Source organism: Acidovorax sp. Leaf73 (assembly GCF_916855635.1).
Taxonomy (GTDB): domain Bacteria; phylum Pseudomonadota; class Gammaproteobacteria; order Burkholderiales; family Burkholderiaceae_C; genus Acidovorax; species Acidovorax facilis.
In genome coordinates this window covers 262,105-280,918 of record NZ_CAKASI010000003.1, presented here as the reverse complement: position 1 = coordinate 280,918, position 18,814 = coordinate 262,105, and the positions used below count along the sequence as shown (strand labels likewise).

At 66.4% G+C, this 18,814-nt stretch carries 17 protein-coding genes; 9 read left to right on the top strand and 8 right to left on the bottom strand.

Features of this window, described 5'->3' with window-relative positions; translation table 11 throughout:
* The first annotated feature begins 18 nt into the window (after positions 1 to 18).
* On the top strand, positions 19 to 981 hold the full coding sequence (locus LPA35_RS11095; protein ID WP_228897018.1) for a hypothetical protein: 963 nt from the start codon (positions 19 to 21) through the stop codon (positions 979 to 981).
* Positions 982 to 1,163: 182 nt separating this feature from the next.
* The gene (locus LPA35_RS11090) at positions 1,164 to 2,288 is read left to right on the top strand and encodes an alpha/beta hydrolase (RefSeq protein WP_228897017.1); all 1,125 of its coding nucleotides are present in this window, start codon (positions 1,164 to 1,166) and stop codon (positions 2,286 to 2,288) included.
* A 56-nt stretch (positions 2,289 to 2,344) separates the two neighbouring features.
* Here the strand turns inward: LPA35_RS11090 and LPA35_RS11085 are convergent, their stop codons facing one another.
* A complete protein-coding gene (locus LPA35_RS11085) occupies positions 2,345 to 3,286 on the bottom strand; it encodes a LysR substrate-binding domain-containing protein (protein WP_228897016.1) in 942 nt (313 codons plus the stop codon).
* Positions 3,287 to 3,453: 167 nt separating this feature from the next.
* Here LPA35_RS11085 and LPA35_RS11080 point away from each other — a divergent pair, with 167 nt between their 5' ends.
* Complete coding sequence (locus tag LPA35_RS11080; protein ID WP_228897015.1) at positions 3,454 to 3,858, top strand: tautomerase family protein; 405 nt, start codon at positions 3,454 to 3,456, stop codon at positions 3,856 to 3,858.
* Between the two features lie 13 nt (positions 3,859 to 3,871).
* On the opposite strand, the gene LPA35_RS11075 is transcribed toward LPA35_RS11080, so the two are convergent.
* The 3 genes from LPA35_RS11075 to LPA35_RS11065 all read right to left on the bottom strand — a co-directional run bounded on the left by LPA35_RS11075 (position 3,872) and on the right by LPA35_RS11065 (position 7,359).
* On the bottom strand, positions 3,872 to 4,510 hold the full coding sequence (locus tag LPA35_RS11075; RefSeq protein WP_228897014.1) for a flavin reductase family protein: 639 nt from the start codon (positions 4,508 to 4,510) through the stop codon (positions 3,872 to 3,874).
* A gap of 368 nt (positions 4,511 to 4,878) precedes the next feature.
* Positions 4,879 to 6,198, bottom strand: coding sequence for a hypothetical protein (locus LPA35_RS11070; protein ID WP_228897013.1), 1,320 nt, complete (start codon positions 6,196 to 6,198; stop codon positions 4,879 to 4,881).
* A gap of 171 nt (positions 6,199 to 6,369) precedes the next feature.
* Positions 6,370 to 7,359, bottom strand: coding sequence for a helix-turn-helix domain-containing protein (locus tag LPA35_RS11065; protein WP_228897012.1), 990 nt, complete (start codon positions 7,357 to 7,359; stop codon positions 6,370 to 6,372).
* A gap of 65 nt (positions 7,360 to 7,424) precedes the next feature.
* On the opposite strand from LPA35_RS11065, the gene LPA35_RS11060 reads away from it, so the two are divergent.
* The 4 genes from LPA35_RS11060 to LPA35_RS11045 all read left to right on the top strand — a co-directional run bounded on the left by LPA35_RS11060 (position 7,425) and on the right by LPA35_RS11045 (position 10,246).
* Complete coding sequence (locus tag LPA35_RS11060; protein ID WP_228897011.1) at positions 7,425 to 8,693, top strand: MFS transporter; 1,269 nt, start codon at positions 7,425 to 7,427, stop codon at positions 8,691 to 8,693.
* Between the two features lie 183 nt (positions 8,694 to 8,876).
* Positions 8,877 to 9,320, top strand: coding sequence for a hypothetical protein (locus LPA35_RS11055; protein WP_228897010.1), 444 nt, complete (start codon positions 8,877 to 8,879; stop codon positions 9,318 to 9,320).
* Positions 9,321 to 9,392: 72 nt separating this feature from the next.
* Positions 9,393 to 9,632 carry a hypothetical protein gene (locus tag LPA35_RS11050; protein WP_055395781.1) on the top strand — a complete coding sequence of 80 codons (240 nt, stop codon included), beginning with the start codon at positions 9,393 to 9,395 and terminating at the stop codon, positions 9,630 to 9,632.
* Between the two features lie 101 nt (positions 9,633 to 9,733).
* The gene (locus tag LPA35_RS11045) at positions 9,734 to 10,246 is read left to right on the top strand and encodes a DUF1993 family protein (protein WP_055395783.1); all 513 of its coding nucleotides are present in this window, start codon (positions 9,734 to 9,736) and stop codon (positions 10,244 to 10,246) included.
* Between the two features lie 36 nt (positions 10,247 to 10,282).
* On the opposite strand, the gene LPA35_RS11040 is transcribed toward LPA35_RS11045, so the two are convergent.
* Complete coding sequence (locus tag LPA35_RS11040) at positions 10,283 to 10,744, bottom strand: Lrp/AsnC family transcriptional regulator (protein ID WP_055395804.1); 462 nt, start codon at positions 10,742 to 10,744, stop codon at positions 10,283 to 10,285.
* A 235-nt stretch (positions 10,745 to 10,979) separates the two neighbouring features.
* Between LPA35_RS11040 and ggt the strand changes: the two genes are divergently transcribed.
* Positions 10,980 to 12,857, top strand: a complete 1,878-nt coding sequence (ggt, locus tag LPA35_RS11035; RefSeq protein ID WP_228897009.1) for a gamma-glutamyltransferase — start codon at positions 10,980 to 10,982, stop codon at positions 12,855 to 12,857.
* Between the two features lie 71 nt (positions 12,858 to 12,928).
* Here the strand turns inward: ggt and LPA35_RS11030 are convergent, their stop codons facing one another.
* Positions 12,929 to 13,888 carry a LysR family transcriptional regulator gene (locus LPA35_RS11030; RefSeq protein WP_228897008.1) on the bottom strand — a complete coding sequence of 320 codons (960 nt, stop codon included), beginning with the start codon at positions 13,886 to 13,888 and terminating at the stop codon, positions 12,929 to 12,931.
* A 154-nt stretch (positions 13,889 to 14,042) separates the two neighbouring features.
* On the opposite strand from LPA35_RS11030, the gene LPA35_RS11025 reads away from it, so the two are divergent.
* Entirely contained in the window at positions 14,043 to 15,437 is a 1,395-nt protein-coding gene (locus tag LPA35_RS11025; RefSeq protein ID WP_370641410.1) for a hypothetical protein, read from the top strand.
* 192 nt (positions 15,438 to 15,629) lie between these two features.
* On the opposite strand, the gene LPA35_RS11020 is transcribed toward LPA35_RS11025, so the two are convergent.
* Complete coding sequence (locus tag LPA35_RS11020; RefSeq protein WP_228897007.1) at positions 15,630 to 17,864, bottom strand: NADP-dependent isocitrate dehydrogenase; 2,235 nt, start codon at positions 17,862 to 17,864, stop codon at positions 15,630 to 15,632.
* Positions 17,865 to 18,105: 241 nt separating this feature from the next.
* Positions 18,106 to 18,813 carry a ligase-associated DNA damage response endonuclease PdeM gene (gene pdeM, locus LPA35_RS11015; protein ID WP_228897006.1) on the bottom strand — a complete coding sequence of 236 codons (708 nt, stop codon included), beginning with the start codon at positions 18,811 to 18,813 and terminating at the stop codon, positions 18,106 to 18,108.
* Position 18,814 lies beyond the last annotated feature (1 nt).

The following is an 18,814-nucleotide window of genomic DNA, read 5'->3' as shown; positions in this document are numbered from 1 at the left end:
TGCCCCAAGGAGCACACCATGCAACGCAGAACCACTCTCCACACGGCCCTGGCCGTGATCGCGGCCACCACGCTGGCCTGGGGCACGGGCGCGCAGGCGCAGCAGCCGGGCGCAGCGCCCAAGATCGCCGTGACCGACCTGGCCTATGCCCAGCGCGTGTCCGAATACTTTGTGGCCGGCACCTACCAGCGCAGCAGCCAGATGAGCGCAGGCGGCAGCCACAGCGGTGGTTACAGCCACGGCCCCTATGGCGGTGGCGGCTCGCACTCGGGCAGCCACTCGATGCAGGCGTCCGAGCAGGCCAGCGGCACCTACGTGGCCGGGCGCTACAGCTACATCGAGCAGCGCGAGCTGGGCGGCTACACCAACGACATCAAGGGCGCCATCCTGCAGGGCACGTACTTCCGCCTGATCCAGGGCAAGGGCTTCGACGCTGGCAAGCCCCAGCCGAGCAAGGCCGAGCAGGTGCTCAACCAGGTGCAGGGCGGCAAGATGGCCACGCCGCAGGTTCAGCCCCAGGTCAACGACGTGATCAGCCGCATCAAGAAGGGCGAGTTCAACGGCGCCGACTACGTGCTGTTCGGCGTGGTCTCCAGCATCGACTTCACCGACGCGCTCTCGCCCCTGCAAGGCACCACCAGTGCCACGCGCCAGTACGGCCTGCAGCTTCTGGCCGACTTCTCGCTCATCAACACCAAGACCTACGAGATCAAGGCCGCGTTCTCCGCCCAGGGCGAAGGCAACGACACCAAGATTTTGTCGATCCGTGGCGACATCGCCCCTCCCAACCGCGCCAAGGTGATGCGCGAAACCTCGCTGTCGCTGGCGCAGGACGTGTACCAGCAGCTCGCCATGCAGCTGGGCTACACCGACGCCAACCTGTCGCGCGGCGTGCGCCCGCCCGTGGTCTACCAACAGGGCGGCCAGCCCATGCCCATGCCGCAGCCCCAGCAGCCTGAGCAGGTCATCATCTTGAAGTAGCAGGGGTGGCAACCCCGTGAGGCGCTGCCACTCGGTGCCGACCGCCGGGGGCTGCAGCCCCTTGCTCGGCATCTCGCGCGGGGCGGAGCACCCGTAGCAGGTGCAGCGCCCGGGGTGGTCGCAGTCATGCCAGACTGTGGCCTGTGCTCAACGTAAAACACCTTTCTGCTTCTACTGCACCTTTGCGGCCCCTGGCCAACCCGGTGCTGGCGTTTTTCGTCGCCACGGCCATTGCCGTGGTGCTGGGTGGCTGCGCCTCGCCCCCGCCGTTCTATGCGGCGGCAGCGTCTGAATCGCTGGTGAATGTGTACGGGCCAGAGGCTTCCACAGAGACGCCCACGGCGCCTGCACAGGCCAATGCACAGGAGGTTCCTGCGGTCACCCAGACGCCACCCCCTGCGGAGCGCTTTGCACTGCGGCCCTTGCCAGGCGCTGATGGCGCCACGCTCCTGGCCCTCACGCGCAGCGAGCGCACCGCCTCGCTGCGCTATCGCGTGATCGTCATACCCGGCTCCGGCTGCGCGGGCATGGGGCCGATTGCGGACCGCTACTTTGCCGGCCTGCTGCATGCCCAGGTGCTGGTGTTGCACAAGCCCGGCGTGGACCCGCAGGCGCGCACGGCGCCCGCAGACTGCGCACGCGATTTCGTGCAGCAAGACCGCCTCTCCAGCTGGCTGGCCCACGCCCGTGCGGCGTTGGTGGCAGATGCGCAGCAACGCGCACGCGAAGGCGCACCCGCGCTGCCGCAACTGCTGGTGGGCATCTCCGAAGGCGCCGAACTGCTGCCCGCCCTGGCACCCGAGGTTCCGCAACTCGCGGGCCTGGTGGTGCTGGCGTCCAGTGGCCTTGATCCGCAGGAGGCGGGAGCCCTGCAAGCCCAGCGCCTGGGGGCGCAAGCCGACTGGGAGGAACTGGGCCGCATGGTGGCTGGACGCCGCCCCGACAGTGCCGTAGCGCAGGGCCGCAGCCTGGGCTACTGGCGCGACCTGTGGAACTGGTCCTTGACCCTGCCGCTGGTGCGAAGCCCCTGGCCGTTGCTGCAGGTGTGGGGTGGCGACGATGCGCTGGTGCCCCTTGCGGCCTATGAGCGTTTTGCAGAGCTGGCCTCCTTGCGCACCGTGCCCTATTGCGCGCGCCGCCTGGACGGCGCCAACCACGGCTTGCAGCGCGGTGCGGGGCCGCTCACAGACGGCGTGCAGCTGGTCTGGGCCTGGATCGAGCAATGGGCGCGCAACCCGGCCTCAGGGCTGTGCGCGCCGCTGCTGGACCGGCCCCTGATGCTGTTGCCATCAGTGGGCGTTCCCTGAGCCAGGATCGCACCGCAGCCAGCTCCGCTGCTGCCGATGCGGTAAAAAAAGGACCCTCAGCCCGACGGTGGCCCTTGCGGCCCGGGAGGGACGGGATTGGCAAGGGCCTGCGCCTGCAGCCAGGCACAGAACACATCCAGCCGGGGCAGGGGGCCGCTGGTGCGGCGGCGCACCACGTAGTCATAGCCGGAGGCCACAAAACCCAGCGGGGCCACCAGCCGCCCCGCCAACACGTCGTCCATCACCAGATGCCAGGGGGCCACGGCAATGCCCAGCCCGCGCACGGCGGCCTCCAGCGTGAAGTAGTAGTGCTCGAACTCGGGCCCCGCCTGTGAAGACGTGGGCAGCGGCACGGTAGCGCCCACCGCTGCCCCCCACATGGCCCAGGCATTGCGCCGCGTGCGGGTGTGCAGGCGCAGGGGCGCCAGGGCAAGGTCCGCCAGGTCGGTGGGTTGCTGCAGCGCCACCCGCTGCGCCAGTTCGGGGCTCAGCACCGGGCCCAGGTGTTCGGGGAACAACCGTTGTTCCTTGCTGGTATCCCACGCCCCGGTGGCCTCTTCGGCAGTGATGGTCAGGTCGCCGTGCATGCGGCCCTCGCCGGTGCCAGCGTCGGTGGTGCGCAGGCGCACCTCGATGCCCGGGTGCCGGGCCTGGAAGTCGAACAGCCGGGGGATCAGCCACTTCACGGTGAAGGTGCTGAAGCAGGCCACGTCCAGCGGCCCCCGGCGGGTGTCGCTGACCTCGCGCACCGCATCGGCGATGTGGGCAAAGGCGGTGGTCAGCACCGGCTGCAGCACATGCGCTGCCGGGGTGAGGGTAGGGCGGGCCTTGGTGCCGTCAAACAGGGCCACGCCCAGGTGCTGCTCCAGCTGGCGCACCTGGCGGCTGATGGCGCCGGGCGTGACTGCCAACTCGTCCGCCGCCGCCGTCATGCGGCCGAGGCGGGCGGCGGCCTCGAACGCGCGCAGGGCACTCAGTGGGGGCAGGCGATGGCTCATATATGTGATTTTAGAGCACATAAATCCAGCCAAATCATCGCTTTTCAATCCAAAAATTGATAGCAAAAATGGATGAAATTTCAAGCGCTAGACCCTTGAATTGCTTGCAAATTGGCAAGCGCTGGTTTGAATGTCTTTATTTGATTTGAATGAACATAGGAAAACCGATGCCCTTTATCCGCACCAACGTCCCGCAGGACACCCCAGCCGCGATGCGCAATGCCATCGTTCAAGGCATCCACCAAGCGCTGGTAGACGCCATCGGCATGCCGCCGGACGAGCTGTTCAACCTGGTGGCTGGCTACGCCCCCGGCGAATTTGCCTGCAGCCCCACCTTCAACGGCGTGGCGCGCTCTGACCGCGTGGTGGTGGTCGAGATCACGCTGCGGCGCGGGCGCAGCGACGCGATGAAGCGTGCCCTCTATGCCGCCATCGCGCGCAACCTGCAGGCCACGGCGGGCGTGGCCCCGGCCGACGTGTTCATCTTCATGCACGAGAACGACTATTCGGACTGGTCCGTGGGCCATGGCCGGTTTGCAATGGACCTGGTGCAGAACAAGGCCGCAGCCTGAGCTGTGGCACCCGCTACCGGGGCCGGAACATCCTGAACAACTGCTCCGGCCCCACGGTGAAGTAATCGGCCGGGCCCCCGCCGCGCAGGATGTGGCCTGCGTTCGCCGTGTCGTACACCCCGTCCTTGAGCAGCGCCTTGTCGATGTGCACGGCCACCACCTCGCCCAGCACCAGCCAGGTGTCCACCGGGACGCCGTCCACGCCCTGCAGCTGCAGGATCTGCGTGCTGCGGCATTCAAAGGTGACCGGACTTTCGGCCACGCGCGGCGGTGCGACCAAAGTGGAGGGCAGGGGGGTGAGGCCCGTCAGCGCGAACTCGCTGACCTCGGGCGGCACAGCGGCGCAGCTTTGGTTCATCACGTCGGCCAAATCGCGCGTGGCCAGGTTCCACACGAATTCGCCCGTCTCCTGCACGTTGCGCACCGTGTCTTTGAAGCCGATGCTGGCAAAGCCCACGATGGGCGGCACGTAGTTGAAGGCGTTGAAAAAACTGTAGGGCGCCAGGTTTGTGGCGCCCTGCGCGTTCTGCGTGGAGATCCAGCCAATGGGGCGCGGTCCCACGATGGCGTTGAACGGGTCGTGCGGCAGGCCGTGGCCCAGGCGGGGCTCGTAGCTGTGGATGTCATCGCGGCGGGGTGGGGCGGTGGTCATGGGGGTGCAGTGAGGTGGATGGGGATGTGCACGCTGCAGCGGGTGTTCCTTTCACCGCGCAGTCTCCGGGTCGTACATTACCTCCGGCTTCTGCGGGAGGCAGTCACCGGGATTTCAAAGATGCTACTGAAGTAATAGCTAAAAGCGCCTTATGGTCAAGCGCTAGGGGGCTATTTCTATCAAAAGGGGTGGCGCCCACTGGCGCAGTGGCTTTGGCGGTGATCAACACGTAAGACCGAAGGCCAGGGCTATCAGCCGCCCCCATGCCCGGGTGGCAGGCCGCAAAGGCTCCGCCCAAAAAAATGGACCCGCGAGGGGTCCATGGGTAGTCGGCGATTTCGCGTCACCGCCGAGGTGCCGGCAGCGCCTTATTTCTGGAACAGCACCAGCTGAGTCTCTGTCGGGGCCATGCCGCCCCTTTCGGCGTTCATTGTTACTTCGTAGCGTGTGCCGGGTAGCGGTATTTGCGATGTGAAGCTGAACGAGAAGTCACCGTTGCCATCTGCCTGCACACGCTGCGACAGCAATTCCTGGTTCAGGCCAAACGCGCCGACGAGCGTGCCGACCGCATTCACCTTGACATCCACCACCGCGCCAGGCACGGTGCGGCCGCGCACGACCACGGCGCCTCTGTCCACTGTGGCATGGTTGGCGTGGCTGGTCACCTGCAGCTGCACCGTGGTGGGCGCGGCATTCACTTGCGAAGCGATGTTGAAGGTCCAGTTCTGGCGCATGCCGTTGCCTACCAGGTCCCGGGCGGTCACTTCGACCGGATACCGGCCTGTGGGCAGGTCAGCGCGGTAGGTGAAAAACTGCGGCGTGACCTGCGAGGCGGACGTGACATCGCGACCCGCGATCACGATGCGAACGCTTTTGGGGTCTACACCCACACCACCGACGTCATCAAACGTGCCGGACACCGACGTGGCCGCACTGCGCGGGACCGTTTCCCCGTCGCGCGGCGACACGTGGCGAATCACCGGCGGCTTGGCATCGGCGATCAAAGGCTGGGTCAGGGTTGACGAAACCGTGCGGTCCCCGACACGCAAGGTGGCGACCGTGGGCCGCGATGGCGCCAAGTTGTCCATGCGGCGGATGGTGTACGCGCCCTCATACACGCCGGGCGATACCTCGCGCATCGGCACGTTGTCGATGACACCGGGAATGTCGAAATCCGCCCGGCCTCCGGGCGCGCCGTTCAGCGTAAAGCGCAATTCCGCGCCGGGCTCCATCTTGTCAATGGGGGCGACCGAGAAACGGTCGATCTTCAGTCCGGGTGGCGGTGCGGCCACCACGTTGCGGTCACCAATGTTGGCCGGAAGCGTGTAGTTGCTGGTGATGGTGCGGTTGCGCACCTTCAGCGTGGCGCGCACGGAACTGCCTTCATTGAGCCGGTCCTGGCGGCGGACTGTGTAGCTGCCCGTGTACACGCCCCGTTCTGTTTCCTGCAGCACGATGGCGCGGGGCACGCCAGCCACACGGAGCTGAACCTTGCCCCGCGGTGTGCCTTCTACCGTGAACTGCAGGTCGGCGCCGGCCCGCAGACCGTCGTCTGTCGCTACCTGCAGTGATCGCAATTCAGGGGCGGCGGGCTGCGCCATGACCGTACCTGGAACGACCATCAGGGCGCTGGCGACGGGAAGAAGCAGGAAAAGGGCTGCCACATGGTGGCGAATCTGTTTTGTCATGGGGTTCAAACCTGGTGCTAGGGATGAACTCACTGTGGGCGCAACACATGTTTCCAAACGTAGGCGGGCAGCGACAAGTTCGAAGGACAAGACGCCGTTGGCGCGTCAGGAGCGCGCCGTTTTGAGCCCTTTCACGCGTGCGTAGGCCGGTGGTGCAGCCTTGTACAGCCTCTATTGCACAGGCGCCGGGTGTTGCTGCCCCAGAAACCGCCCCGGTGGCTGCCCCACCGACTTGCGCACCATCGCGCTGAACGCACTGGGGCTGTAGCCCAGCTCGGCGGCGATCTGGCCCATGGGCATGCGCCCGGCAGCCAGCGACACGGCCTTGGCCAGGATGACCTGCTGGCGCCACTGGGTGAAGGTGCTGCCCAGTTCGGAACGGAACAGCCGCGCCACGGTGCGGGGGCTGGCGCCGGTGTCCTGCGCCCAGTCGGCCAGGGTTTCATGGCGCGTGGGGTCGGCCAGCACGGCCTCGCACAGGTGGCGCAGACGCTTGTCCTGGGGCAGGTCTACGCCCAGCTTCACGGCGGCGGCGCGGGCCAGTTCATCGCGGATGAGGGCGCTCAGGTGCTGCTCGCGCAGCCGCTGGGCGGGCGTGAGAGCGGGGCCGCCGTCGGGCGTGGTGGGCATCTCGCGCACCAGCGAGCGCAGCAGGTCGGACACCTCCAGTACGCGGCACTGGCGCCAGGCGGCTGAATCGTCTTCGCCGCGATGACTGGGGCCGGCGCCATCGCCGCCGAGGGCGCCCGGGCCGCACCGGCCGCGCGGCTGGTGGAAGTACAGCGTGCGCAGGTCGGCGTCTTCCACCATGGTCACGGCATGTTCCACGCCGGGTGGAATCCAGAGCGCGCGCGACGGCGGAACGATGTAGGTGCCGTGGTTCACCGTGAGCCGGATCACGCCCGTGGTGGAGATCGCCACCTGCGCCCAGGGGTGGCTGTGGGGCATCACCTGGGTGTCGGCGGCCAGCCAGCGCAGCTTGGCGCGCACCGGGCGGGCGGGGGTAGGCACAAACAGCTCGGGCGTGAGCGAGCCCACGTACGACATCCCGCGCCCCGCTCCGCGCGAGCTCCCGCTTTTTGGACGGGGCACAACCTGGGCGGCAAAGTGCTCCACCACCGGCTCGGGGGATGGGGCGGGTGCGGCGGCGGGGTTTGGCATGTTTGCGATAGAAGTTGGCCGCCTATCGTAAACCTGCCGAAGCCTGCGTGCCTAAGATCAAGCCCATGACCGCTTCATCCTCTGGCGCCACCGCCAACCCTGTGCCCTTGCGGCAGGACGCCCGCACCATCGGCCTCGTTGGCCTGGCCCATGGCAGCTCGCATTTCTTCCACATGCTGCTGCCGCCGCTGTTCCCGTGGCTGATCGGCGAGTTTGGCTTCAGCTATTCCGAGCTCGGCCTGCTGGTGTCGGTGTTTTTTGTGATCTCGGGCGTGGGCCAGGCGCTGTCGGGCTTCATCGTGGACCGCGTGGGCGCGCGGCCGGTGATGTTTTTTGCGCTGTCGAGTTTTGCAGCAGCGGGCCTGGCGGCGGGCACCGCGCAGGGCTACTGGGGCCTGTTGCTGGCGGCCGCGCTGGCCGGTCTGGGCAATGCGCCGTTCCACCCGGTGGACTTCACGATCCTGAACAAACGCGTGTCGCCGCAGCGTCTGGGGCACGGCTTTTCGGTGCACGGCATCAGCGGCAACCTGGGCTGGGCCACGGCGCCGGTGTTCATGGCGGGCATTGCCACGGCCACGGGCTCGTGGCGCACGGCCTGCCTGTGCGGTGGGCTGTTCGCCCTGGTGGTGCTGGCCATCATGGTCTGGAACCGCGATGCGCTGGACGACCGCCAGGGCGCCTGGGCGCACCAGACCAAGGGCGGGGCCGGGGCGGCGAAGCCCGAGCACCCCATGGCCTTCCTCAAGCTGCCCTCGGTGTGGCTGTGTTTCTCGTTCTTCTTCTGGAGCACCTGTGCCCTGAGTGCCATCCAGAGCTTTGCCAGCCCCGCGCTGCAGTCCATGTACGGCCTGCCGCTCAGCATCACGGCCATGGTGGTCACGGGCTACATGCTGTGCGGCGCGGTGGGCATGTTGATCGGCGGCTTCCTGGTGGGGCGTGTGCAGCGGCTGGAGAAGATCATCTCGGTGTGCCTGCTCGGCTCGGCCGCGCTGCTGGTGGTGGTGGGCCTGGGCTTTTTGCCCGGTATGGCGGCGGTGGTGGTGGCTTCGGTGGCCGGGCTGGGCACAGGCCTGGCCGGCCCTTCGCGCGACATGCTGATCAAGCGCGCTGCGCCCCCGGGCGCCACGGGCCGTGTGTACGGTACCGTGTATTCGGGTCTGGACCTGGGCTTTTGCCTGGCCTCCCCGGTGTTTGGCGCCATGCTGGACCACGGCATGACCTCAGGCATCTTCTACGGCTCGGCCTTTACGCTGGCGCTGAGTGTGGTGTCGGCGGCGCTGGTGGGGGTGGGGGTTGCGGCACGGGCTGTCAGGCCCCTGGCGACGGCGGTCTGAAGGACGCTGGGGCAGCTACGGGCACTCCCGCCGCGCTGGCGAGGCTGTCGAGAGACAGGTCGAACGCGTTCTAATGCCAGGCTGAACGCGCGCCCCGCGCCGGTAGCCCCAGCCGGGGCTTGGCCGCAACGGAGCTTGCTGCTTTTGGTCACCAACCCTTCATTGCCCTGTTCGTACACACCCATGCGCAAGATTGCTTTGGAATCCATCGCGGCGGGCACCTTCGCTGCGCTGGCCATGATGCCGGCGGGCTGGCTCTTTCGGCTGCTGGAGATGCGCGTCGGGCACTACGGCCCCAAGTTTGCGGCCCTGTACCTTGCGCAGCCCGGGCCCGTCGCGCTATTCGTTCAACACCTGGTTCTAGGCTGGGTGTCTGCCCTTCCCCTGGTGCTGTTGCCACTGCACCGTATGGCCACAGGCGGGGCGCTGGGTGTGGGTGCTGTCTACGGTGCACTTTATTACGCAACCGTCAACTCGCTGGCGCTCCCGATCTACTTTGGTGACCGATTGCCCTGGAGCCTGGGGCTGGCCGTGGTGCTGCCGAGCCTGGTGGTGCACGTGGTTTTTGGTGTGGCGGTGGCTTTCGGAGTGCTGGCGATGAGGCGCAGGGGCGGGGGTGGACGTTAAAAATCGTCGCGGTCGATTTGCAGCCGACGATCTCTCAGTCCGACAGCTCTTAGGCTCCCGCATACTCCTGCCATGCCATTTCCCCTTGAAGAACGCCGCGCCTTGCTCAACGTGAAGGGCGTGGGGCCGACCGTCGTCGCCCGGCTTGAACAGATGGGCTTTGAGTCGCTGGCGCATCTGGGCAAGGCCAATGCCCTGGACATTGTTTCCACGGCCTCGGCCATGGTGGGCTCCACCTGCTGGAAGAACAGCCCCCAGGCCCGCGCAGCGATCCAGGCGGCCATTGCACTGGCCCAGTCGCGGCCTGCTTGACCTTTCAGCTGCAAGCCTGGGTGGGGTGTGTTGCAATGCGGCCCGGCGATGGGGCAACAAGTGGCCCCTGCTGCTGCCTCACACCATTTCCAGGACACCCCATGACCCACCCCATCTACAACGCCAGCATCCCCGTCTTTCGCCAGATGCTGGGCTCCCTGAAAGACGTGCTGGCCAAGACCGAGGCCCATGCCACGGCGCGCAAGATCGAGCCGGATGCCCTGCTGCAGGCCCGGCTGTTCCCCGACATGTTCCCCATGGCGCGCCAGGTGCTGATTGCCTGCGACTTTGCCAAGGGCGTGGCGGCGCGTCTGGCCGGGGTGGAGGTGCCGTCCTTCCCCGACGCCGAGCGTCCCGGTTTCGCCGATCTGAATGAACGCATCGACACCGTGCTCACGTTTGTCGAAGGCCTGCCAGAGGCTGCGTTTGCCGATGCCGCCACGCGCCAGATCACCATCCAGCCCGGCACGCCGCGCGAAAAACAGTTCGTCGGCGAGCACTACCTGCTGCACTACGGTCTGCCGCAGTTCTTCTTCCACGTGAACGCGACCTATGCCATTGCGCGGCACAACGGCGTGGAGCTGGGCAAACGCGACTACATGGGCAAGTACTGATCAGTGCCTGTGCGCAGACGGTCACCTCGGTGGCCGCTACTGCGCATAGTTCAGCGGCAGCGCCGTGGTGAACTTGATTTCTTCCATCGCAAAGCTCGAACTCACGTCTGACAGCGCCACGGCCTGCGTGAGCCGCTTGTAGACCGAATCGTAGGCGCGGATGTCGGGCACCACCACGCGCAACAGGTAATCCACATCCCCGCTCATGCGGTAGAACTCGACGATCTCGGGGATGCCCATCACGGCATCCCGCAGGGTGTCAAACCATTGCTGGTGGTGCTGGTTGGTCTTCACGGCCACGAACACCGTCACACCCACATTCACCTTGCGCGGGTCCACCAGGGCGACATGGCGGGTGATGTAGCCCTTCTCACGCAGCCACTGGATGCGCCGCCAGCAGGGCGTGTTGGACAGGTGCACGGCCTCGGCCAGCTCGGCCAGCGGCGTCTCGGCGTTGTGTTGCAGCATCGCCAGCAGCTGGCGGTCAATGGAATCCAGATTCTGTTTCAAGGGATATGTGAGAAATCGTTTCCCTTATTGGGCGTTAATCAGGGCATAAAAGCAAAGTTTTTTCAGGGCTGTCGTTACATACTGTCAAGGCATCGTTGGCACGGAATCTGCGTCAAGTCCCCGCAATTTCGCACCGTGCATCCACCCGGTGCGTGGTGCGCTGTCTCCCCATGGCACGCCGTTCCTGGCCCCTCCCGTCGCCCTTTTTTCAAGGATTTCATCCATGTCGCTTTCTGTTTTTCGACGCAACCCCTACGCCCTGGGACTGAGCATTGCCGCATTGGCCGTGCTGGCCGCCTGTGGCGGCAGTGACGGCCCCACCACCCCGGTGGCCACGCCTGAGCCCGCCGAGCAGTACGTGCCGCCCGAGCCGCCCTCGGGCTACACGCCCAAAACCATCAGCTATGCCAACAAGGACATGGTGGCGGCGGCCAACCCGCTGGCGGTAAAGGCAGGTGTCGACATCCTGGCCAAGGGCGGCACGGCCACAGATGCCGCCATTGCGGTGCAGATGGTGCTGAACTTAGTGGAACCGCAGTCGTCGGGCATTGGTGGCGGCGCCTTCATGCTGCACTACGACAAGGGCGCCAACAAGCTGCTGGCCTACGACGGCCGCGAGACCGCGCCCAAGGCCGCCACGCCCAACCTCTTCATCGGCGCCGATGGCAAGCCGCTGGCGTTTCTGGCGGCGGTGGACGGCGGCCTGTCGGTGGGCACGCCGGGCGTGCTGCGCATGCTCGAAGCCGCGCACAAGGCCCACGGCAAGCTGCCCTGGAAGGACCTGTTCGAGCCCGCCATCAAGCTCAGCGAAGACGGCTTTGCGATCTCGCAGCGCATGAGTGTGTCCATTGCCGGGTCGGCCGCGCGCATCAAGGCCCAGGGCGAGCCCGGATCCAGCTATTTCCTCAACGCCGACGGCACCGCCAAGGCGGCGGGCACGCTGCTCAAGAACCCTGAATTTGCAGCCACGCTCAAGGCCATTGCAGCGGGCGGTGCCGATGCGTTCTACAAGGGGGACATCGCCAAGGACATCGTGGCCAAGGTGGTCAGCCATCCCACCAACCCCGGCAAGCTCGCGCTCGATGACCTGAGCGATTACACCCACAAGGTGCGTGAGCCCGTGTGCGGCGTCTACCGTGTGCAGTACCGCGTGTGTGGCATGCCCGCGCCCAGCTCCGGCGGCATCGCGGTGCTGCAGACGCTGGGCATGCTGCAGGGCTTTGACCTGGCGGCCATGAAGCCCAACACGCTGGACTCGGTGCACCTGGTGTCCGAAGCCTATCGCCTGGCCTATGCCGACCGCGCGCTGTATGTGGCCGACCCTGACTTCGTCAACGTGCCCCAGGCCGGGCTGATCAATGCCGACTACCTCAAGGAGCGCGCCAAGCTCATCAGCCTGCAAAAGAGCATGGGCGTGCCGGTGGCCGGCATCCCGCCGGGTGTCACGGGCGCCACGGGCAAGGACAGCTCACTGGCTCTGCCATCGACCACGCACATGTCCATCATCGACAACGCAGGCAACGCCGTGTCGATGACGACCACCATCGAGAACGGCTTCGGCAGCCTGCAGATGGTGCGCGGCTTCTTGCTGAACAACCAGCTCACCGACTTCTCGTTCACGGCCACCGACGCGGCAGGCAACCCCATTGCTAACAGCGTGCAGGCTGGTAAGCGCCCCCGCAGTTCCATGGCACCCACCATCATCTTCAACGCCACCACGGGCGACCTCGAAGGTGTGGTCGGCTCGCCAGGAGGCAGTGCCATCATCCAGTACACCGCCAAGACCATCCTGGGCATGACGGACTGGGGCCTGAACGTCCAGCAGGCCATCAACCTGCCGAACTTCGGTGCGCAGACCAACGCCACCACGTCCATCGAAAAGGGCTCGCTCATCGACACCGCTGCCATCCGCGACGGACTCAAGGCACGCGGCCACACCGTGGCGCAGACCGACTCCTTCACCAGCGGCCTGCATGGAGCGGTGTTCAACGGTGTGCGGTCCAACGGCAATGCGGGCCTGCTGTCGCGCAACCCAGGTGCGGGCACCTATGCCGGCGGCGCCGATCCCCGCCGGGAGGGGATTGCGCTGGGCAACAACTGAGCTGCGCAATGTGATCGGTGGCGGCTCCAGAGCAGGGGCTGCGCTGATACTGATGAAGGCTGCCGGGTGGACTACCGGGCAGCCTTTTTTTGGGGGTGCTCCGTGGTGGCCGCCGGATGCTTTTCGCCCGCCAGCGTCTGGAGCAAGCGGGTGAAGGTCGCTGTCGGGCCCACGTTGTCCTCGGCGCGATAGACCAGCGTCAGGGGCACATTCAGCCGCCCGCCATCCACCAACGGCCGGTAGGCAATGGCGTGGCGGTGCACGCCCAGCATCGATGAAGGCACCACGGAAATGCCCGTGCCCGCAGCCACCAGGTTGAGGTTGGTCAGCATGCGCGCCACCTCGGCCACCACACGGGGGCGCACGCCCTGCTCGGCACACAGCGCCAGCAGGTTGGCATACAGGCCGGGCGCGCCCGGGCGGCGCACCAGGATCATGGGCTCACCCTCCAGGTCGGCAATCTGGATGGGCAGCGGCTTGCCGCGCCGCTGGCGTTGTGCCAGTGGGTGGTCGATGGGCAGGGCCACCATGGCGGGCTCGTGCTGCAGCGTATCGAACACCAGGCCAGCAGGCCTCGCCACGGGTACGCGCAGCAGGCCGCAGTGCAGGCGGCCATCGGCCACGGCCTCGGTGATCTCGGCGGCGTTGTTCTCGCCAATCTCCAGCACCAGACCGGGGTGGCGGGCGCGGCACTCCCGCAAGGCAAACGGGGTGAATTCATGGGCGGCGGCCGAGCTGGTGAAGGCAATCACGAGCCGGCCGGTCTTGCCCTCGGCCAGCAGCTGCATGCGGCTTTGCAGTGCGTCGAAGTCATGCACCAGGCGGGCGGCATCGGCCTGCAGTGTCTGCCCCGCCTCGGTCAGCGTGACGCCCTTGGAATGGCGCTTGAACAGCACCATGCCCACCGTGTTTTCCAGGGCCTTGATCTGCTGGCTGAGCGGTGGCTGGGCCATGCCCAGCAGCCCTGCCGCGCGGGTCATGTGCCCGGCTTCGGCCACGGCGAGAAAGTAGCGCAACTGGCGGATGTCCATGTCAGAGGTCGGGTGCAGATGGCAGGATGTTCATATGCAAATCGTATCGCCCAGGGCATTTTTGCCTATTTGACGTATTGAAAGCCGGTTTCTACGATGCAGCGGCATCCGGTTTGAAACGGCCCATAAGAATCCTCAAGGAGACACATCCACCATGACTGCCCCGCAACCCCATTTGCCTCTGCCCCGCCTGGCCCTGCTGGGCCTGGCGTGCCTTGCGGTGGCCGCCTGTGCGCCCATGGCACCCAGCAGTGCACCAGCGGCCAGCGCGGTCTCTGCCAAGGCCGAGGCCGCCCCCGTGGCTGCGGCCTGCCCCAAGGACTTGGCACCCATCGCCCGCTGCCTGTCGGGCCAGGATTCGGCGGGTGCGTATTACCTGATCGCCATGCCGCAGCAATGGAACGGCCACCTCGTGCTGCATGCCCACGGGGGCCCCGCGCTGGGTGCGCCCAGGATGGAGCGGTCGGTCGAAGACCTCACGCGCTGGTCCATCATGGTCCGTGCGGGCTACGCCTGGGCGGGCAGCACCTTCCGCCAGGGCGGCGTGGAGGTGCGCGCAGCGGCCGAGGACACCGAGCGCCTGCGGCAGATCTTTGTGCAGCACGTAGCGCAGCCGCAGCGCACGGTGCTGCACGGCCAGTCCTGGGGCGCCAGCGTGGCGGCCAAGGGGGCCGAGATGTTCCAGACCACGGCCGATGGCAAGCGCCCTTACGACGCCGTGCTGCTCACCAGCGGCGTGCTGGCAGGCGGCACGCGGTCCTACGACTTCCGCACCGACCTGCGCGTGGTCTACCAGTACCTGTGCAACAACCACCCCCGGCCCACCGAACCGCAGTACGCGCTGAATATCGGCCTGCCTGCCGACGCTGCGATGACGCAGGCGGACCTGTCAGCGCGCCTGAACGAATGCCTGGCCCTGAACAAGCCCGCTGCCGAGCGCACGCCCGAGCAGCAGCGCAAGGTGCAGACCATCGTGGATGTGATACGCATCCCTGCGAATTCCATCCAGGGCCATATGAACTGGGCCACGTTCCACTTCCGTGACGTGGTGCAGCACCGCACGGGCGGCGCGAGTCCGTTTGGCAACCAGGGGGTGTTGTACCGGGGCTCGCCCGACGATGCCGCCCTGAACGCGGCCGTGCTGCGCTACCGCGCCGACCCTGCGGCCGTGGCCCGCTTCGCGCAGGACACGGACCTGACCGGCCGCATTCCCGTGCCTGTGCTCACCGTGAAAGGCGTGGACGACCCCACCGCCTTCGTCGAGCTGGATGCAGCCTTCAAGGCCACCATGGCGCAGGGCGGCAGCGCGGCGCGCCTGGTGCAGACCTTCACCCAGCACAACACCCACAGCTACCTGAGCGACCCGACCTACCCCACGCTTTTGGCGGCGCTGCTGCGCTGGGTGGACACGGGCGACAAGCCCACGCCCGAGGGCATTGCGCGGCAGTGCGCAGGCATGGAGCCCCCATTTGGCAAGGGCTGCGCCTTCCTGCCCGGCTATGTGCCTGCGCCGCTGGCCAGCCGGGTGGCTGAGCGCGAGAGGCCGTAAACCGGCCGCCAGCGCAAAAAACAAAGGCCCCGCTGGAACAGCGGGGCCTTGTGTCAAGGTGCTACAAAATTCATAGCTGATCGCGCTTGCTAGATAAGCGCCAGGTGCCAATATCTCCAAAAAATCACAGTCAGAGCACCTGTCTTCTCACACCGGGTGCAGCCCCGGCCGGGGCCGCCCCGCCGCCTCTGCTTACTTGACGGAGGCAAGCGCCTTGTTCAGCGTGGCGCTCGGGCGCATCACGGCGTCCAGCTTGGCTACGTCGGGCAGGTAGTAGCCGCCGATGTCGGCAGGTGCGCCCTGCACGGCCGCCAGCTCGGCCACGATGGTCTGCTCGTTGTCGGTCAACTGCTTGGCCAGGGGCGCAAACTTGGCGGCCAGCTCGGCGTCTTCGGTCTGTGCGGCCAGTTCCTGCGCCCAGTACAGCGCCAGGTAGAACTGGCTGCCGCGGTTGTCCAGCTGGCCGGTCTTGGGGCTGGGGTTCTTGTTGTTGTCCAGCAGCTTGCCCGTGGCGGCGTCCAGCGTCTGGGCCAGGATCTTGGCCTTGGCGTTGCCTGTCTTCAGGCCCAGGTCTTCCAGCGACACGGCCAGCGCCAGGAACTCACCCAGCGAATCCCAGCGCAGGTGGTTTTCTTCCACCAGCTGCTGCACGTGCTTGGGGGCAGAGCCGCCCGCGCCCGTTTCGTACATGCCGCCACCGGCCATCAGCGGCACGATGGACAGCATCTTGGCCGAGGTGCCCAGTTCCATGATGGGGAACAGGTCGGTGAGGTAGTCGCGCAGGATGTTGCCGGTGGCGCTGATGGTGTCCAGGCCACGGATCACGCGCTCCAGCGTGTAGCGCATCGCACGCACCTGGCTCATGATCTGGATATCGAGGCCGACGGTGTTGTGCTCGTGCAGGTACATCTTCACCTTGGTGATGAGTTCCTTTTCGTGCGGGCGGTACGAGTCGAGCCAGAACACCACGGGCATGCCGGAGTTGCGGGCGCGGTTGACGGCCAGCTTCACCCAGTCGCGGATCGCGGCGTCCTTGACCTGGCACATGCGCCAGATGTCGCCAGCTTCCACGTTCTGGCTCAGCAGCACTTCGCCCGTGGCCAGGTCGGTGATGTTGGCCACGCCGTCTTCAGCGATCTCGAAGGTCTTGTCGTGGCTGCCGTATTCCTCGGCCTGCTGGGCCATCAGGCCCACGTTGGGCACCGTGCCCATGGTCTTGGGGTCGAACGCGCCGTGCCACTTGCAGAAGTTGATGATCTCCTGGTAGATGCGGGCGAAGGTCGATTCAGGCATCACGGCCTTCACATCCTTCAGGCGGCCGTTGGCGTCCCACATCTTGCCGCCGTTGCGGATCATCGCGGGCATGGAGGCGTCCACGATGATGTCGTTGGGCGAGTGGAAGTTGGTGATGCCCTTGGCCGAATCCACCATGGCCAGCTCGGGGCGGTGCTCGTGGCAGGCGTGCAGGTCGCGCTTGATCTCGTCGCGCTGGCTTTGTGGCAGCGTCTCGATCTTGCTGTACAGATCGACCATGCCGTTGTTCACGTTCACGCCCAGCTCTTCAAAGGTCTTGGCGTGTTTCTCGAACGCGTCCTTGTAGAAGATGCGCACGCAGTGGCCGAACACGATGGGGTGCGAAACCTTCATCATCGTGGCCTTCACGTGCAGCGAGAACATCACGCCGGTCTTGCGTGCGTCTTCGATTTCCTTCTCGTAGAACTCCAGCAGCGCCTTCTTGCTCATGAACATGCTGTCGATCACTTCGCGATCAAGCAGGCTGACCTTGGGCTTGAGGATGATGGTCTTGCCGCTCTTGGTGATCAGCTCCATCTTCACGTCGCGGGCGCGGTCCAGCGTCATGGACTTTTCACCGTGGTAGAAGTCGCCAGCATGCATGTGCGAGACATGCGAACGCGAGGCCTGGCTCCACTCGGCCATGCTGTGCGGGTTCTTGCGTGCGTATTCCTTCACGGCCTTGGGCGCGCGGCGGTCAGAGTTGCCTTCGCGCAGCACGGGGTTCACGGCGGAGCCGATGCACTTGCCGTAGCGGGCCTTGATCTCTTTTTCCTTGTCGTCCTTGGGCTGGTCGGGGTAGTCGGGCAGGGCGTAGCCCTTGGACTGCAGCTCGGCGATAGCTGCCTTGAGCTGCGAGACAGATGCGCTGATGTTGGGCAGCTTGATGATGTTGGCATCGGGCTGCAGCGTCTTCTTGCCCAGCTCGGCCAGGGTGTTGGGGGCGCGCTGCTCTTCCTTCAGGAACTCGGGGAACTCACCCAGCACACGGGCGGCCACCGAGATGTCGGACTCCACCACGTTGATGCCCGCAGGCGCGGCGAACGTGCGGATCAGGGGCAGGAAGGAAGCCGTGGCCAGACGGGGGGCTTCGTCGGTCAGGGTGTAGATGATGGTGGGTTGCTGGGTCGTCATGGCTTGTCTCACGAAACAGAGTATGTAAATGCCCCCGGCTGGGTCACAGCGGGGCCAAACGCGGATGCTCTCTGATTCTCCTTGCTCGGGGCTGTCTGGAACCCCTGTTTTTGCAATCGAATCTCACAATGCAAAATTATCATAAGCCCGGGGCACTTTTTTTCACCAAATAGGTGGTAATCACCCTGCGGCGCTCTGCAGTTTGACCGCGTTCGCGGCAGCGCGCCACCCCCTGTACACCCTATGAAAGGCCCCCTGGAACAGCCACCACGCGGCCAGGCAGGACGGCAAACCGCGCCCAGCGCGTGGGCAGCGTATCGGGCGCCGTGCCGGTGAAGGCCCCGAAGGCGGGCAGGACCAACTGCCCATCTCCCCAGCCAAAGCAGGGCGCCTGCAGCGCATCCCGCGCCGGGCCGCGCAGCCGCAGCGTGGGGTGCAGGTGCCCGGCGATCACCGTGTGTCCTGCCACCGCCTGCGGGTGGTGGCAGGCCAGCACCGGCACATCGGCGCGAGGCAACCAGGGCTCGTTGACCAGCGCCAGAGCCAGCGTGGCCGGTGGGTCGCCCGCATGCAGGTCGTGGTTGCCGCGCACCAGGGTCATCGCCACACGGGCATGGCGCTGGCGCCAGGGCAGCAACTGCTGCCACAGCGAATCGGCCGCGCCACTGCGTGCGTGCAGAAAGTCGCCCAGAAACACCAGGTGGTCGGCGCCGGTGGCAGCGAGCACCGCATCCAGCCGCGCCAGGTTGTCGGCCGTGGTGCCATGCGGTACCGGCTGGCCCGCGCGGCGGAAGGTGGCTGCCTTGCCGAAATGCACATCCGCCACCAGCACCATGCGGGCAGCGGGCCACCACAGGGCGCGCTGGGGCAGCAGCTGCAGCGCGGTGCCGCAGGGCAGGGTGATGGCGTGCGCACTGATGGTGGGCGTGGGGGTGGCCAGCGAGGTCATG

Bases quoted from the DNA above. Each gene is read 5' to 3' on its own strand.
- LPA35_RS11060 (WP_228897011.1), top strand. From the start codon at position 7,425: ATGACCGCTTCATCCTCTGGCGCCACCGCCAACCCTGTGCCCTTGCGG.
- LPA35_RS11095 (WP_228897018.1), top strand. From the start codon at position 19: ATGCAACGCAGAACCACTCTCCACACGGCCCTGGCCGTGATCGCGGCC.
- LPA35_RS11085 (WP_228897016.1), bottom strand. From the start codon at position 3,286: ATGAGCCATCGCCTGCCCCCACTGAGTGCCCTGCGCGCGTTCGAGGCC.
- LPA35_RS11055 (WP_228897010.1), top strand. From the start codon at position 8,877: ATGCGCAAGATTGCTTTGGAATCCATCGCGGCGGGCACCTTCGCTGCG.
- LPA35_RS11080 (WP_228897015.1), top strand. From the start codon at position 3,454: ATGCCCTTTATCCGCACCAACGTCCCGCAGGACACCCCAGCCGCGATG.
- pdeM (WP_228897006.1), bottom strand. From the start codon at position 18,813: ATGACCTCGCTGGCCACCCCCACGCCCACCATCAGTGCGCACGCCATC.
- LPA35_RS11030 (WP_228897008.1), bottom strand. From the start codon at position 13,888: ATGGACATCCGCCAGTTGCGCTACTTTCTCGCCGTGGCCGAAGCCGGG.
- LPA35_RS11020 (WP_228897007.1), bottom strand. From the start codon at position 17,864: ATGACGACCCAGCAACCCACCATCATCTACACCCTGACCGACGAAGCC.
- LPA35_RS11065 (WP_228897012.1), bottom strand. From the start codon at position 7,359: ATGCCAAACCCCGCCGCCGCACCCGCCCCATCCCCCGAGCCGGTGGTG.
- LPA35_RS11070 (WP_228897013.1), bottom strand. From the start codon at position 6,198: ATGACAAAACAGATTCGCCACCATGTGGCAGCCCTTTTCCTGCTTCTT.
- LPA35_RS11075 (WP_228897014.1), bottom strand. From the start codon at position 4,510: ATGACCACCGCCCCACCCCGCCGCGATGACATCCACAGCTACGAGCCC.
- LPA35_RS11045 (WP_055395783.1), top strand. From the start codon at position 9,734: ATGACCCACCCCATCTACAACGCCAGCATCCCCGTCTTTCGCCAGATG.
- ggt (WP_228897009.1), top strand. From the start codon at position 10,980: ATGTCGCTTTCTGTTTTTCGACGCAACCCCTACGCCCTGGGACTGAGC.
- LPA35_RS11025 (WP_370641410.1), top strand. From the start codon at position 14,043: ATGACTGCCCCGCAACCCCATTTGCCTCTGCCCCGCCTGGCCCTGCTG.
- LPA35_RS11050 (WP_055395781.1), top strand. From the start codon at position 9,393: ATGCCATTTCCCCTTGAAGAACGCCGCGCCTTGCTCAACGTGAAGGGC.